Source organism: uncultured Romboutsia sp. (assembly GCF_958366745.1).
GTDB classification, from domain to species: Bacteria; Bacillota; Clostridia; order Peptostreptococcales; family Peptostreptococcaceae; genus Romboutsia; species Romboutsia timonensis.
The window spans coordinates 1-15,567 of the sequence record NZ_CATXCO010000032.1; the positions used below are offsets into that span (position 1 = coordinate 1).

The 15,567-nt window shown below is 25.5% G+C and carries 16 protein-coding genes; 1 reads left to right on the forward strand and 15 read right to left on the reverse strand.

Annotated features, from left to right (window positions below; translation table 11 throughout):
* The 9 genes from Q5F54_RS04055 to Q5F54_RS04095 all read right to left on the reverse strand — a co-directional run.
* A partial coding sequence (locus Q5F54_RS04055) for a hypothetical protein (protein ID WP_281537526.1) occupies nucleotides 1–236 on the reverse strand: 236 nt, incomplete at its 3' end.
* The gene (locus tag Q5F54_RS04060; protein ID WP_302333991.1) at nucleotides 237–914 is read right to left on the reverse strand and encodes an ABC transporter ATP-binding protein; all 678 of its coding nucleotides are present in this window, start codon (nucleotides 912–914) and stop codon (nucleotides 237–239) included. It lies immediately after the preceding gene.
* Between the two features lie 86 nt (nucleotides 915–1,000).
* Nucleotides 1,001–2,242: a sensor histidine kinase KdpD gene (locus tag Q5F54_RS04065; protein WP_288526598.1), complete on the reverse strand. Its 1,242-nt coding sequence runs from the start codon at nucleotides 2,240–2,242 to the stop codon at nucleotides 1,001–1,003.
* A complete protein-coding gene (locus Q5F54_RS04070) occupies nucleotides 2,229–2,930 on the reverse strand; it encodes a response regulator transcription factor (protein ID WP_281537529.1) in 702 nt (233 codons plus the stop codon). Before Q5F54_RS04070 ends, Q5F54_RS04065 begins: the two co-directional genes overlap by 14 nt.
* Before the next feature lie 167 nt (nucleotides 2,931–3,097).
* A complete protein-coding gene (locus tag Q5F54_RS04075) occupies nucleotides 3,098–3,898 on the reverse strand; it encodes an NAD(+)/NADH kinase (RefSeq protein WP_281537530.1) in 801 nt (266 codons plus the stop codon).
* A 227-nt stretch (nucleotides 3,899–4,125) separates the two neighbouring features.
* Nucleotides 4,126–5,079, reverse strand: a complete 954-nt coding sequence (locus Q5F54_RS04080; RefSeq protein WP_281537531.1) for a serine/threonine-protein kinase — start codon at nucleotides 5,077–5,079, stop codon at nucleotides 4,126–4,128.
* Nucleotides 5,080–5,200: 121 nt separating this feature from the next.
* The gene (locus Q5F54_RS04085; RefSeq protein WP_281537532.1) at nucleotides 5,201–6,505 is read right to left on the reverse strand and encodes a VanW family protein; all 1,305 of its coding nucleotides are present in this window, start codon (nucleotides 6,503–6,505) and stop codon (nucleotides 5,201–5,203) included.
* A gap of 97 nt (nucleotides 6,506–6,602) precedes the next feature.
* Nucleotides 6,603–7,241, reverse strand: a complete 639-nt coding sequence (locus Q5F54_RS04090) for an endonuclease/exonuclease/phosphatase family protein (protein WP_071120900.1) — start codon at nucleotides 7,239–7,241, stop codon at nucleotides 6,603–6,605.
* 56 nt (nucleotides 7,242–7,297) lie between these two features.
* Nucleotides 7,298–7,468, reverse strand: coding sequence for a hypothetical protein (locus Q5F54_RS04095; protein WP_195906822.1), 171 nt, complete (start codon nucleotides 7,466–7,468; stop codon nucleotides 7,298–7,300).
* Nucleotides 7,469–7,719: 251 nt separating this feature from the next.
* On the opposite strand from Q5F54_RS04095, the gene Q5F54_RS04100 reads away from it, so the two are divergent.
* Nucleotides 7,720–8,253, forward strand: coding sequence for a hypothetical protein (locus tag Q5F54_RS04100; protein WP_288526597.1), 534 nt, complete (start codon nucleotides 7,720–7,722; stop codon nucleotides 8,251–8,253).
* 136 nt (nucleotides 8,254–8,389) lie between these two features.
* Here Q5F54_RS04100 and Q5F54_RS04105 read toward each other — a convergent pair whose 3' ends face one another.
* The 6 genes from Q5F54_RS04105 to Q5F54_RS04130 all read right to left on the reverse strand — a co-directional run bounded on the left by Q5F54_RS04105 (nucleotide 8,390) and on the right by Q5F54_RS04130 (nucleotide 15,145).
* A complete protein-coding gene (locus tag Q5F54_RS04105; RefSeq protein WP_154665251.1) occupies nucleotides 8,390–8,566 on the reverse strand; it encodes a hypothetical protein in 177 nt (58 codons plus the stop codon).
* Nucleotides 8,567–8,965: 399 nt separating this feature from the next.
* Nucleotides 8,966–12,091, reverse strand: a complete 3,126-nt coding sequence (locus Q5F54_RS04110) for an AAA family ATPase (RefSeq protein WP_281537534.1) — start codon at nucleotides 12,089–12,091, stop codon at nucleotides 8,966–8,968.
* Nucleotides 12,091–13,290 (reverse strand): exonuclease SbcCD subunit D, encoded by a 1,200-nt coding sequence (locus tag Q5F54_RS04115; RefSeq protein ID WP_281537535.1) that lies wholly within the window; start codon nucleotides 13,288–13,290, stop codon nucleotides 12,091–12,093. Before Q5F54_RS04115 ends, Q5F54_RS04110 begins: the two co-directional genes overlap by 1 nt.
* Before the next feature lie 340 nt (nucleotides 13,291–13,630).
* Nucleotides 13,631–13,816: a DUF1858 domain-containing protein gene (locus tag Q5F54_RS04120; RefSeq protein ID WP_180703214.1), complete on the reverse strand. Its 186-nt coding sequence runs from the start codon at nucleotides 13,814–13,816 to the stop codon at nucleotides 13,631–13,633.
* 1 nt (nucleotide 13,817) lies between these two features.
* Nucleotides 13,818–14,495 carry a nitrite reductase gene (locus Q5F54_RS04125; protein ID WP_071120905.1) on the reverse strand — a complete coding sequence of 226 codons (678 nt, stop codon included), beginning with the start codon at nucleotides 14,493–14,495 and terminating at the stop codon, nucleotides 13,818–13,820.
* Nucleotides 14,496–14,500: 5 nt separating this feature from the next.
* Nucleotides 14,501–15,145: a hypothetical protein gene (locus Q5F54_RS04130; RefSeq protein WP_281537536.1), complete on the reverse strand. Its 645-nt coding sequence runs from the start codon at nucleotides 15,143–15,145 to the stop codon at nucleotides 14,501–14,503.
* Nucleotides 15,146–15,567: the final 422 nt, after the last annotated feature.

A 15,567-nucleotide genomic window follows, 5' to 3' on the forward strand; every position in this document is an offset into this window, starting at 1 on the left:
TAGTGATTCATAAGTAATTTGTCTGATTTAAATTGACAATTCAGGTCATAAAAAGTTGCATGAAATTCTCCATCATTAGCTATAGTTTCTCTAATTTTATGATCCATAAGACTTACAGATATATTTCCTATACCACAAATAAGTGCTGTAGAAAGTATTATTCCTATTATAGTAACAATAGTCCTTCTTTTATTTTCTTTTAAATATCTTAATGTAAGTGATGTGTATAAATTCATTTATATCACCTCATCTTGCTTTATAGTACCATCTTCTATAGTTATAACTCTATCTGCTTGAAGTGCAATACTTGGATCATGAGTTATCATTATTAATGTTTGATTATATTTTCTAACAGATAACTTTAATAATTCTAATACTTCTTTAGAATTTTTGCTATCTAAGTTTCCAGTTGGCTCATCTGCTAAAACTATAGATGGCCTATTTATTAAAGCTCGTCCTATAGAAGTTCTTTGTTGTTGCCCTCCACTTAATTCATTAGGAAGATGATTTGCTCTTTCTTTTAATCCTAATGTTTTTAATAAATCATTTAGATAATCTTTATCTATTTTTCTATTGTCCAGTTCAGCAGGTAATAGTATATTTTCTTTTACACTAAGTACTGGTATTAAGTTATAAAACTGATATATAAGTCCTACATTTCTTCTTCTAAATATAGATAAATCTTTTTCTTTTAAATTATATATATCTACATCATTTATATAAACCTTACCACTAGTTGGCTTGTCTACTCCTCCTAGTAAGTGTAATAAAGTACTTTTACCACTACCACTTGGACCTACAATTGCTACAAATTCACCTTTATTTATTGATAAATTTATATTTTTTATGGCATCAACTTTAGCTTCACCTTTACCATAACTTTTAGTTAAGTTTTCTACTTTTAAAATTTCCATGTTTTCCTCCATAAATCATTTAGTAATCTTACACTTCATAGTTTAAAGCTTCACTCTTACTCTAAAGTGAATTTAAATATTACATTTTAGTCACTATAAGTTTTATGGATGACTATATGAAACTCTGTACCTTTATTTTTTTCACTTTTTACATAAATGTCACCATTTTGACTTTCGATTATAGACTTTGCCATTGCTAGTCCAATTCCAACACTATCTTCTTTGGAATTGCTTTTGCCTTTATAAAACCTTTTGAATATATGAGGTAAATCTTTTTTATCAATTCCTTCTCCATCATCTTTTATTATAATTTCTAAGTAAAGTGGATTTTGCTCATATTTAATGTATAAATTCCCCCCTATTGGTGTATGTTCTACACAGTTTTTAATTACGTTTACTAAAGCTTCTGTTGACCAATTTATATCTCCAATATATGTAACATCTTCCTCTCCGCTTATACTAAGATTAATATTTTTAAGTTCGATTAAAATAAGACTTGGTTGTATCGCTCTAGTTATTAATTCTTTTACATTTACTTTTTCTTTATTAAAATCAATAACCTTAGCTTCTATCTTAGAAAGCTTTAGCATGCTTTTTATAAGCCATTCCATCCTAGTTAACTGTGATTTTATCTTATTTAAAAATTCATGCTTAGTTTCTTTTGAAATATCTCCATACATTAAATCATTTAAAATTATAAGAGAAGTCATAGGTGTCTTTAGTTGATGTGATATATCTGAAATAGTATCATTTAAAAATACTTTTTCTTTATTTAAAAGGTCCACTTTTTCCTTTAATATATTAGTCATTTTTAGTAATTCAGTTTTAAGTAAACCAATTTGCCCTTCTTGGTTTCTTTTTTTCATTTCAAAATCTATTCCTTCTGAGCTATGATATACATAATCAGTCATATCCTTAATATCATTATAGAAATTTTTAAAATAAACCATAACCACTAATATAATTACAAGAAAAATAACTACTATAAATAAAGCATTTAATCTAATTATTTTGGGTAAACTTGATTTAATAATAGGTTCATTATTTAAACTGATATTTTCATTATAATTATACTTATTTAAAATATCTTTTCCTAAATTTAAGTTTTTTGTTGATTTTTCTTGAGTTATTATATTAATTATTTCCTTTTCAAAGCTAGGATTAGCCGCAACTATACTACCAATTATGGCTTGATTATTTTCTACTACTTCGTTTTTAATTATATTTATACTTACAAAACTAATTTCTATAGATAAACCTATCGTAATTATAAACAATATTAAATAATTTCTTATAAATCCTTTTACCTCAACATTAGATAGAAACATTATTTTCACTTCCATTCCACTTATATCCCATACCTCTTACAGTAAGAATGTATTTAGGATCAGCTGAGTTGTCTTCAATTTTTTCTCTAAGACGTTTTATATAAACAGTAAGTGTGTTATCATTTACAAAATCATAGGTAACATCCCAAAGCTTTTCTAATATTTTAGACCTGCTTAATACTGTATTTTTATTTTGTATTAAAATTAATAATAACTTATATTCAACAGAAGTTAAAAACACTTCTTCTCCATTTTTAAATACTCTTGCTTCTAAAGTGTGTATACTTAAACTCCCAAATTTAAGTACTTTTTTACTTTCACTATAAGTACTTCTTCTTCTAAGTACAGCCTTTATTCTAGATATAAGCTCTCTTACTCGAAAAGGTTTTGTCATATAATCATCTCCTCCAATATCTAGCCCCATTACAATGTTTACTTCTTCATCACAAGCAGTTAAAAATATTACTGGTATTTCGTTATTTTCCCTTATTTCTTTACAAAAATCATATCCATTTCCATCTGGAAGCATAACATCCAATAGTATAATGCTATATTCCTTTTCTTGTATGTTCTTTCTAGAACTTTCTAAATCTTTACATATATCAATATTAAAGCCTTCTTGCTCTAGTGCATATTTTACTCCAAAGGCTATTGTACTATCATCTTCAATCATAAGTATATTTAGCATAAATTTCTCCAATCTTATTTATCATAATATAATTATTATACATTAGCTAAATTAATATAATAAGATTAATAAAATTACTAAATAGTCACATTGTGTATTCAATAAGTTGTAATTTAATAGATCTATTTACAAAAAAGGCAGTGAACGTAATTCACTACCTTTTTAACCTATAAAAATTTCTCAGATGCTCTTTTCCAAAATTCAAAATCAGAACGTCTAAGAAGTTTTAATTTTAGGTCAGATCTTACAATATGAATATCTGTAATATCATTAAACCTATATTCATTTCCATCTACAACCACTAATATAGAATTTTCAAATCTATACTCTGGCACTATACTTATTGTAGATTTTGCAGATAAAACTATACTTGAAGTAAAAGATCTATATACAATAGTATTCATTGGTGCAAGTGGTGTAAGCTGTAATGTATCTAAACTTGGATCTATAATACTTCCACCTGCTGAGTAATTGTATGCAGTAGATCCAATAGGTGTTGATATAAGCATCCCATCTCCACTAAAGTTTTGGATTTTATTTTCATTAACCCTTAAATCTAAATGTAGCGTTCTTGAACAAACACTTTTAATTACTATTTCATTTACTGCATAGATATCTTTACTGCTTTCTTTAGTGCATATACTCCCTTTTAAAGGATGCACTTCTTGTATAGTAAAATCATTATTTTTATATAATTCTATAAATTCATCTATTTCATCTGGGTCAAACTCGGCAAAAAAACCTAAATGACCTGTATTTATTACTACCATAGGTACACTTGGAAATTTAAAATCTTGAATAGTTTTTAAAAAAGATCCATCTCCCCCTATAGATATTATAAGTTCTGTATTTTCTTCTAATTTTGAACTTACTAAAAAATTATTCTCCTCAAGCTTTTTAGTTAGTAATTCTTTGGTGTATAATGACTTCTCCAAGTCGTTTGAGTTTATAGTTATAACTCTTTTCATATTTAATCTTTCCTAACTTTAATAATTGTCATATTTTTATTATATTTTACATTTTATTTAAATTATATTCAATCTTTAAAATTTGCTTAACTTATGTCGCCAACGTTATATCCTCGTTAACACGTCGGATACATCCGTTGCTTAAAATTCACTATGTTCATAAATCTAAACTTTAAAATAAAAAATAGATACATTTAAACAGTTTTATATGTACCTATTTGTATTCATTATATTATTAATGTTGTTAGTGCTGAAAGTATAATAATTATAATTGCTGATATTAATAATAACTTATTTCTATTTTTTGTAACTTTAGTTTTCTTTTCATATTTATAATTTTGTTCATCTTCTATTAATAATGATTCTTTTATCTCTGCTTTTTCATACATTATAGAACTTAAATCTAATATAACTTCTCTAAATTCACTATACTTCTCTGTTCTGTTTAAAAGCTTTTTTATTATCTCTATTAATTCTTCATTTCCATTTATACCTTTTAAAGCATTAAAATTTATACCTTTGTCTATAAATTTTAACATTTGTTCTTCATCATAACTTTCGCCAAATGGTAATTTTTTAAATATACATTCAAATAAAATTAATCCCAATGCAAAAAAGTCACTTTCTGTATCTGTATAGTTAATGCATATCTGATGTGGGGATAAATATTTTATATTATTCCCTGACCTTATGTTTACACCATGGTTAGCTTTAGTAACTCCAAAATTTAATATTTTTACATTATACCATTTATCTACTAAAATATTACTTGGATTCAAGTCTCCATGGTACATCCCATGCTCTTTAGCCGCTTCTAGTCCCTTTAGTATTTGAGTTGCTATTGATATTATTGCTTCTAAGTGAAGGTAATTCCCCTCTATTATATTATTTAAACTAATACCCTTTTCATATTCATATATCATATAATACCATATTCCATCTTCTCTATAATCAACACCTACATCAATCATATTTAGTATATAAGGTGAGTTTATCTCTCTTATTATGGTAGATTCATCAATTAGATTTGCTAGAAAGTCTTCACATATATGATTATTATGATTTATTACTTTTAATAAAATAGTTTTATTTTCATATAAATCTCTTGCTTTATAGAGTTTATTAAACTCTATATTATCTTCTATATTTATTATAGAGTACCTATTTCCTATAAAGTTCAAATTCCTCCCTCACTTTTTTACATTTTTTTATTTCAATATAATTATAATATCATTTTTAATATGTTTTTCCAACAAAAACAACAAAAAAATATAGCTAATACGAATATCAGCTATATTTTTATTAATTATTTTTGTTTTTATATACACTATTAGATATATATTGAGTCCTGATTACATTTCCATTTGAATCTCTATTTTCTATATATGTTTTTGCAGCGTCTAATCCTCCTGTTGTATACGGCTCTACTTTTATGCTTATATTTTTCTTATCCGATGCATTTCCATATATTTTAGAAGTTATTACACCATTACTTACTGTATTTTTTATATATACTGGATGAGAGTATGGGTTTTTAAATCTAAAATCACTACCACCATCACTAACCATTGCATCTCTTCCTATAGACACATAACTTGACTTTAATGAGTGATTTCTTCTTGATGTTACATCAAGGCCAGAATATAATACTGAATTAAATAAAGTACTAGATACTTGGCACACTCCTCCACCTACATCTTGCTCTAATTTTCCATTTATTATAACAGGAGCATCTTTGTATCCATTTGATTTTGTTCTTTTACCCGTTAGATTATTATACGAAAATTCTTCTCCGGGCATTAGTAATACATCACTTGTTGCTTTTGCAGATAGTACTATATTTGTAACTCTATTTGAATCATTTGTTGAAAATTTTGTACTAAACTCTGCTAGTAATGTATTTACACTTTTAGCAGCTTCTGTATTTATCTTTGGCTGTTTTATATTTACTTTTAAATCTATAGCTTTATAATCTTTATTTTTTATAGCATCATAAATAGATTCTTTAGTTGCTGCTATATCTAATTCTTTACCTATAGTTGCACTAGATGCACTAATATTTCCAGAATCAGATATATATACCTTTGCATTTTCCATAGCCACATTTATTGATTCTGATATGCTCTGTATTTTCTCACTTAACTTATTTTCATTGTATAAAGATTTTATCTCTAAATTTTTAATATTTTTATTAAGGTCGAAAAATCTTTTTATATTTTCAAAATATGAGTCCGTTTTAGTATAATTATAAGCTTCATCTACAACTTCACTAGTATTATACTTTAAGTCAATTTCATCTAGTGATATTATATTTGTTTCTCCATCATAATTAAGTTGTATATCACTTGGAGTTATATTTTCATTTATATAGTTAATTGCTTCTTCTTTCGTCAGGTTAGATACATCTATACCTTCTATAAATATGTTTTTAGCTATTGCATCTGTATATATATACTTTTTATTAAAGTAATTAATTGAAATTCCTAATACACAAATAATAGCTACTAATCCTATAATCTTATACTTTTTAGCCTTTGATTTTTCACTTTTACCAAAACTTCCATCTAGTGTACTGCTTTGACTTGCTCCTATGTTATTTTTTCCCATTTCTCCACCTCATTTTAAATATCATATAAATTATATTTTAAGCATTAATGTTATACAACATTTAACCGAAATGTGTAACTTTATTGTTACATATTGTCTAATTTAATTTTATATCTACTATAATCGGATAATGGTCTGATAAATTTATTTTATCTAATTTGTATTTATATATTCCTAATGATTTGTCTACTAATATATAATCAATTCTTGCATTACTCTTTTCAAATGTTGCTATACTTTGATTATTTGTATATACAGCACTATCATTAAATATACTTATAAATATATTTTTCTCATTAAAATCTCCACATATTACTTTTGATTTTTGCAATCTATTTGTATAATCTATTATTTGGCTTAATTGTTCTTTTCTTTCATCCTTATCAAGACCCAAATGAGTATTTATTACATCTATACAGCAACATTCAGAAAATACGTTCGTATGTAGAAAACCTCTCTGTTCTCCTTTACTTTTTAAAAATATATGTTCGTTGTATAAAATTTCATTTTTTGAAAGTGTAGCTATTCCATACATTAAGGTAGGCTTATTTATATTTGCTGCAAATATTCCATCTACTTTTAGGCTTTGTTTTAAAAGTGCAAATTGATTGTAAAGTACCTCTTGAAGACATATTATATCCGCATCTAATTCTTTTAGATATCTTATGATTTTATTTAATGTAAATACATTATTATCATCCATGCCCTTATGAATGTTGTAACTTACTATTTTCAACTAAATCACACCCTAAATTTTAAAACCTAGCCATAGGCTAGGTCTTATATATATTATTAATGTTTTATTTCTTTTCTTATTTTAGTGAATCTACCTTTGTTTGCAACAAATACAAATCCCATTTTATTATATATTTCATTTAACTGCTCTAATGTTACTTCTCCATTTTCTAAGTTTGTTAAAGTTATTTCATTTATATTATTTAAGCTATTTGTTTTTGTTATCATTGGTTATCACTCCTCTTAAATTTTATACTTTATTATATTATCCATAAATTCAAAATATTACTAATTTATAACAAAAATTTAATTAAATTTTCCCTTTTTATTTTAAACATTCGTTTGCTATATCAATCATATACCAAACAAACGTTTGAGTCAATAGAATTTTTAACTTTTTTGCAATTTTTATTCTTGCACTGAATATATTTTAATATAACATCCTTAATCCTATTAATTTATAAAAGGGGGAATAATTTTTGAAAGAAAACAATAGTAAGACAATTGCATTTAAACAAAGAGAAGAACATCACATTTCAAAATATAAGTTTAAAGCCAATGAATATGGAAAAATAGATTTTAAAGTTATTCCTTACCCAAAATATAAAAAAGTATTAAGGAATGGACGTAAATTTATAAAATTCAAAAATATATTTATAATTTTATTGATTATATTGATATCTTCTGCTTATTTTTTCCTAACTAATAAACGTCTATCTCACTTAATAGATAAAAAAGAGTCTAATTCTATATCTGTATCAGATGATAGGACAATATCTAATATTGATTTTAATACCTATTCTAAAATTATAGAGTCTCATATAAATACATTAATTCCATTAAATTACGAACATTGTATCAAAACTGAAACAATGCATAAAAACGTTTCATACTTATATGCTCAATGTGTTATATCATCAAGTAAAAGTGATAATTTATATTTTGATATAATTTTAAAAGATGATGAATCTTATTCTCTTATTGTTAATGATATTGAATATATAAAAAGATAGGATATCTCATATGAGATATCCTATCTTTTTATATATTTATCTTTATAAGTAAATTACATATTCTGTAAATAGTTAAGCTGTTTTAACTATTTAATTAAAAATTAGCTTCTTTTTTGTTTACTTTGCTACAAAAATATTAAAATATACTTTCTATTTTTCCTGTATGCATATCTACATAATACCATCCTGCAGTGGCAGTATGCCAAGTTTTTTCATCATCTTGTATAATTTCATAAGCATGAACTACATAATTATTTCCCTCTATATGATCAACTTCTATAATACTTGGCATATATCCATAGTTTTTGAACATATCTTTTACAAGTGAGATTGCCTTACTTTCTGATATAGTATCAGATTGTTGATCTTGTTTAGTTTTATCTCCTTTTATAGTACTTTTTTCTTTTACTTCTAAATTAAATATCTCTTCTGATTTTTCATATTCTTTGTTGAAAATTGATAGATTACATTCTTCTAAATTTTTACTAAAATTTGAATTTATGATTCCTGTAAGAAAAAATGTACTTATTAATATTATCGAAATTCTTTTAATATCCTCTCAGCTCCTTTGATGTTGTATACATAGTAATTTAATACTATATTAGATATTTATTGTGTATTAAGATAAATAAATTAGTATAACTAAAAAATATCCTAAAGATTAGCTTTATATAGCTAATCTTTAGGATATTTTTTACATAACTATTATTTTTTATAATATATTAAATTCTACCTTGCTTCCTTTTGATGTAGATGTAACTTCAAGTTTAGCATCAATTCTTTCTTTAAGTTCTTCAACATGAGAGATTATACCAACTAACCTTCCTCCCCTTTGTAATTCAAGTAAACTATCAATTGCATTGTCTAAAGATTGTGGATCTAGTGTACCAAAACCTTCATCTACAAACATAGTATCAAGTGATACCCCTCCTGCATTTGATTGTACTATATCAGAAAGACCTAAAGCTAATGATAGTGATGCTTTAAAACTTTCTCCACCAGATAATGAGCTTACATCTCTTGAGCTATCCGTATAATTGTCGTATATTTCAAGTTCTAATCCTTTTTGACCTGCCCCCTTACTCTTAGATGTTTTTCTTATTAATGAGAATCTATCTCCTGTCATTTTTTCTAGTCTTATATTAGCCGCTTCTATTATATCTTCAAAGTAAGATGCTAATATATATCTTTCAAAGGATATATATGGAGCCTTTTTACCATTAGCTAAATCTGCCAATTCTCCTAATACTTTATATTCTTCTTCTATTTCTTTAAACTCTATATTAAGGTTTTCAACATTTTTAAGTATTGTTTTGTTTCCAACTATTATTGCATGTAATTCTCTTAATTTACTTTCTAGTTCTTTTTTATTATTTTGTATAGATCTTATTTCTTCATCTATTGTAGTTATATCCATAAATACTATATCTTTAGTTTTATTTATTATATCTTCCTGCTTAGCCTTTGTTAATTTAAGCTCTGAGTTATAATTTTCTACTTCTTTTTCTAAGCTTTCTACCATTGATATTTGTAACTTAGCATCTTCATAAGTTTGTATATTATCAAAGCCTTGCTCTTTTATAGCCTCATTAAAGTTAGCTTTATTATTAGCTATTTCTAACTTTAATTCTTCAATTGATTTATTTATTTCTTTAGATGTAGAATTTTCTCCTTCTAGTTTTTTAGCTAGGTTTTCATTTTCAAGTCTTAGTTTTGCTAATTTCTCTTTACTTATATTAAGTTCCTTAGTCTTAACTTCTATTAAATTATTTAAAGTTTTTAAATCAGTTATATTTTCTGGTATTTCTTTTTTATACTCATCTATTTTAGTAATATTTTGTGTAAGTTCTGTTGTATAATTTTTTTCACATTCTTCAAGTTTTATTAAACTATGTTCTCTTTCATTTATTGTAGTTGTTATAAGATTTAATTCTTTTTCTATCTTTTCTTTTAAAGATATTTTATCTATAACTTTTAATAATTCGTCTTTTAACTTATCTATTACACTCTTTAACTCTGTACCTAAATTTTTAACTACTTTCGCAGTTTCTGAATTAAAGGTTTTATCTATATTCAAAGTAGCTGATAACATACTTAAATGATTATTAACTTGTTCTAAATAAGTTGTTTTATTTGAATTTAAAGTTGTAAGATTATTTATTTTTTCTAGATTTTCTTTTTCTAGTTTATCTAAGTTTTCTTTAGCTACTTTTAGTTCCTCTTTAGTTGGTATTTTTAAGTTTTCTTTTATAGTAGCTTTATTTGGATGGTTTGTTGAACCACATACAGGGCATGGCTCATTTTCTTGTAATTTGCTTGCAAGTATTCCCGCCTGTTCTTTTTTATACAAGTCATCCATTTTTTCATAATTTTCTTTTACTTTTTTATACTCAACTTCAAATTCTTTATATTCTTTTGCTTTATTATTGTGTTCTATATATGTATTTTGAAAGCTTCTAATAACTTTAAACAGTTCCCTTACTTCATCTAAAGTTTTATTTTTTGCTTTTATATCACTTTCTAGTTCTACTTTTTTAGTTTCTAAAGTAGCTATATCTTTTAACTGAAGTTCTTTTTCTTCTTTAGATTTTTTCAGTTCCTCAGTTTCCTTTTTATTATTTATTATTTGTAACTTACTATTTTCTGCACTTTGTTTTAGATGCATCACCTTATTATTAAGACTATCTAGTTCTATAATCTTTTCTTCTAATTTATTAAGATTATTTATTTCTACACTTAGCTTCTCTCTATCACATTCTTTACTTTCTTCGATTTGTAAAAGCTTATTTGCTTCTTCTTGTTTTAACTTTAAAGAATCTATATTTTTTAAACTTAAATTATAATCTTCTTCTCTTTTAGTTAATTTTTTAGTAGTTTCTATAAGCTTATCTTCTATGTATTTTACTTCTTTTGCATTTTTTCCATCTATTATAGTTTTGGATTTATTTTTATATTCATCTTCCTTTGATAAAAGTTCTTCTAAAGCTTTTGTAATAATCTCTTTTTCTTTAAGTAAGTTATTATTAGTTTCTATAATAGCCTTTTCTTGATTTTTAACTTGTAGATTATTGTCTACTTCTTTTCCTTCTTCATTAAGAGTTTTATAAATATTATTATCTCTTTCTAATAAATCTTTTAACTTTTCTATAACTAAAGGGAAATCCACATATTCGTCTATTACTATATCATGCTCACCTTTTATATTTTTTAAATTAATTTCCATTTCATGTTTACTTTTAGTTCTATTTTTACTAAGGTTTGCTGCTTTATCTTTAAGCTCTGCTTGTATTTTTTCAAAGTCGTAAGTATTAAATATTTTTCTAAATATTCCTTCTCTCTCTACAGAGTCAGCTAATAATAATTTTTTAAATTCACCTTGTGCAAGCATTACAATTTGTTTAAATTGCTCTCTAGTTATACCTAATATTTCTATTATTTTATCAGTAACATTCTTTACCTTAGTTATTACCTTTCCATCTGGTAGGGTTAAAGTAGCATCAGCAGATTTTTCTGTATAACCTTCACCTCTAGCTTTTTTCTTTTTTTGCTTAGGGACTCTGTTTACTGTATATTTTTCTCCTCTAAGTTCAAATTCTAATTCTACATAAGTTTCTGTGTTATCATCAGCAAAGTGACTTCTTAAAGAATCAGTTTCTCTACTTTCTCCACTTGCTTCTCCATATAAAGCATAGCTTATAGCATCAAATATAGTTGTTTTTCCCGCTCCAGTTTTTCCCGATATAACAAATATATTTCTACCTTTTAATTCTTCAAAATCTATAACTTGCTTAGATGCATAAGGCCCAAATGCACTTATAGTTAATTTTATTGGTCTCATTACCTCACCTCCTCTTTAAGTACGTCTTTTATAGTATCTATTAACACATTTTCTTTTTTGTCGGTATAGTCACCGCTTCCATAAGCTTCATAGAAATCTTTAAATAAATCTATTTTACTTTTCTTTCTAAATTCACCTTTTGCTACAGCACCATCCTCTGATACATTTCTTTTTCTTTCTCTAGTTATAAGCATTGTATTTGGATAAACTGCTTTTAATTTTTCCATAGGATTCATAAGTTCCCCATCATCAGTAAGTATCGCTTGTATATAATCTTCTTTTCCTTCTTCTACGTCTCTACCTTCACATATTAAATCTTCTATATTCCCTTTTATAATTCTTAAATCTCTAAATGGATTTAATTCCCTTAATTCAATATTTATATCTTTATCTTTTAAATCTAGTACTGCAACACTCTTTTTTTGTTTAACTTCTGAGAATGAGTATTTAAGTAAAGATCCTGAATATCTCATAGTTTCTCTTCCAATTTTTTGTCTACCATGTAAATGACCTAATGCCACATAATCAAAATCTTTAAATATATTCCCATCTATAAGATCTGTCCCACCTATAGATAATGGTCTTTCTGATTCTGAAGTTTCAAGTTCTGCTGCTTCGTATTTATGGTCACTTACATCTATTGCTTCTTCTCTTTTCATAGTTACATATCCATGACCTATAAGTATATTTACCTCATTTTCATTTAAATCTTCTTTTATTTTATCTATAACAGCTATCATTGCATCATTGTGACTTCTTATTTCTTTGTTATCAAGAAGTTTTTTAGTAAGTGCTGGGTCTTTGTAAGGTACTAAATAGAAGTTTATATTTTTATTATTCTCACATAAAACTACTTTTCTATATAGCTCTTCATCACTACCTGCTATGTATAATCCTTGCTTTTCTAGTATTTTGCTACCAAAACTTAGTCTTTCTCCACTATCATGATTTCCTGATATTACTAATACATATACATTTCTATCTATTACTAAAGAGCTTAAAGTTTCATTTAGTAATTCTACTGCTTCTACTGGTGGTATAGATCTATCGTATACATCACCTGCTATCATAAGTACATCTGCATTTTCTTCATCTATAAGTTCTATTAATTTATTTAAAATGTATTTTTGATCATCTATCATTGAATATTCATTTACTATTTTTCCTATATGCCAATCACTAGTATGAATAATTTTCATAAATCATCCTCCTTATATAATAAACAGCTCAAATTATAATTTTTTTATTTACTCTTCTTATTATACTATAAATTTTAATATCTTAAATATTTTAAGATATTTATAATAAATAGATTTAGTTTTATAATTCTTATAACATAACTTAATTATGTTAACTTTGATTTTTATTAAATAATATTATAACAATTATAAAAAATTCGCTTCGCTTGAGCGACGTGTTGGCAAAACACTTCATTTCGCCAACGGTTAATAAAATATATAATTTTAAGTTAAATTAAAATAACGATGTATCTTTATTTATAACAAAGATACATCGTTAACATTATAAGTATAACAAATTTTATTTTTCATTTAACTTAGCTAATACTTCTTCTAAATCTAATCCATGTATTGAGCAAGCTTGCTCTATAGTTTCCATTTGAGATGATGGGCAACCTACACATCCCATACCAAAACTCATTAATATTCCTACTGCATTTTCATTTTCTTTTATTACATCACCTATTATAGTATCTTTAGTTATCATATTATAAATTCTCCTTTAAATTTGATTTTTCAAGTACATCTTTTCTAAATGTATTTATGCCTATTCGATCTATAAAATCTCCTAGTTTTTCACCCATTTGACCATGTTCATTGTAATATTCTAATATATTTTTTACAAGTTCATAAGCTTCTTTTTCTGAAAGCCCTTTAGTTATTATATCCGACATTCTCGGGTAAAATCCAGCACTTCCTCCTGCCGTTACAAAAAGCTTTCCATCTATATCTACTAAAACACCTATATCTTTTGAATATACACTTGAACATGCATTTCTACATCCTGCTACACCTATTTTTGTTCTATTTGGAAGAGGCATTCCATGGAAGTTTTTGCTTATTTTCATACCTATACCAATAGTTGGATACTTAGAACGTTTACAAAAGTTTGCTGGACATATTTCAACATTTTTTACTGAATATTGATTTTTAACAGCAGGCTCCATACCTAAGTCTTCCCATATATCCTTTAAATCTTCTTCTTTAAGATTAGTTATAAGTATCCTTTGTCCTGATGTTATTTTTAATACTCCATTATATTTTTTAGCTACTTCACCTATTTTTATAAGAGTTTCAGGTAGTATAAATCCTCCTGGTATATGAGGAGTTATTCCATAAGTTCTTTTACCATTTTTAATCTTTTGTAGATTTCCATAGTGGCTCATATAAACTATGCCTTTCTTATTTTATTTATAGTTTTATCATCTAATTTTTCTTTTTCATATAAATACTTTGTATTTAAACTTTCCATAAATGTTTTTACCCATAAATCTCTAAGTTCGTATAAGTATTCTAAGTTCCCCTGTCCATTTTCATAATTTTTTCTATGAATACATCCATTTTGCTCATAAATTATATAATCTTCATTTTTTTCAGTTACAGAGTTTGCTCTATCACAAGGCATACCTGATAATATATAATTATTTAATGATATATAAGCATTTTCAGGTGAATCTGATTTATTATTTTCATTTTGTGCACACTTTATTGCCTGAGAAATATATGCACTTTCTGTTAAATCTCTACTTTCTTCGTCGTACATATCATAGTATTTAGTTATTATATATGCACTTCTACTTTCTACTTCTTTTATTCTATCTTGTAACCATCCATGTATATTGTTTACATCGATTAAATCCTCTAGTGGCTTTTCTTCTATATATTGACCATATATATCATTTGCTTCTTTTTGTATTTTTATAGCACTTTCTTTAAATTTATCAATGTGTAAGTTTACTATATCTTTTTCTAAATCCTGTGCTAATTTTATTTTATTAAATAACCAAGTGTGTATTGGTGCTAAAAATGCGCTCATTTATTTTTCTCCTTTGTTAAAATTTATAAACTTATTATACCTTTTTTCTTAATTAAAAGCCGTAACATTTGTTACGTAATAAAAAAGAATCTAAGATTTTAGATTCTTTTTTGTATACCGCAGAGTTTTAACTTGCTTAATCTATATATTCTATATTTTCTAATTATTTTTTACTATGTTTAGTTTTTTATTCATTCTACGCATACTTTAAATATGTTACTTTATAGTGTGATTAAAGGATTTTAGTAACTAATTACCAAGTTATAATATATTATTCATATATTTTAGTTATTCATCTTCTGATTCATCATAGTCATATATTTCATAATCTGTATACTCTTGATTTTCTAACCAGTCAAGACAATCTCTACACTCTATACATTTTATACAGTTTTCACAGTTTCCACATCTTTCACATTGTG

What these genes read in the sequence shown, in the direction of transcription:
- Q5F54_RS04115 (WP_281537535.1), bottom strand. Translation starts at nt 13,290, where the DNA reads ATGAAAATTATTCATACTAGTGATTGGCATATAGGAAAAATAGTAAAT.
- Q5F54_RS04095 (WP_195906822.1), bottom strand. Translation starts at nt 7,468, where the DNA reads ATGATAACAAAAACAAATAGCTTAAATAATATAAATGAAATAACTTTA.
- Q5F54_RS04070 (WP_281537529.1), bottom strand. Translation starts at nt 2,930, where the DNA reads ATGCTAAATATACTTATGATTGAAGATGATAGTACAATAGCCTTTGGA.
- Q5F54_RS04120 (WP_180703214.1), bottom strand. Translation starts at nt 13,816, where the DNA reads ATGATAACTAAAGATACTATAATAGGTGATGTAATAAAAGAAAATGAA.
- Q5F54_RS04085 (WP_281537532.1), bottom strand. Translation starts at nt 6,505, where the DNA reads ATGGGAAAAAATAACATAGGAGCAAGTCAAAGCAGTACACTAGATGGA.
- Q5F54_RS04105 (WP_154665251.1), bottom strand. Translation starts at nt 8,566, where the DNA reads ATGTTCAAAAACTATGGATATATGCCAAGTATTATAGAAGTTGATCAT.
- Q5F54_RS04065 (WP_288526598.1), bottom strand. Translation starts at nt 2,242, where the DNA reads ATGTTTCTATCTAATGTTGAGGTAAAAGGATTTATAAGAAATTATTTA.
- Q5F54_RS04060 (WP_302333991.1), bottom strand. Translation starts at nt 914, where the DNA reads ATGGAAATTTTAAAAGTAGAAAACTTAACTAAAAGTTATGGTAAAGGT.
- Q5F54_RS04130 (WP_281537536.1), bottom strand. Translation starts at nt 15,145, where the DNA reads ATGAGCGCATTTTTAGCACCAATACACACTTGGTTATTTAATAAAATA.
- Q5F54_RS04110 (WP_281537534.1), bottom strand. Translation starts at nt 12,091, where the DNA reads ATGAGACCAATAAAATTAACTATAAGTGCATTTGGGCCTTATGCATCT.
- Q5F54_RS04075 (WP_281537530.1), bottom strand. Translation starts at nt 3,898, where the DNA reads ATGAAAAGAGTTATAACTATAAACTCAAACGACTTGGAGAAGTCATTA.
- Q5F54_RS04125 (WP_071120905.1), bottom strand. Translation starts at nt 14,495, where the DNA reads ATGAGCCACTATGGAAATCTACAAAAGATTAAAAATGGTAAAAGAACT.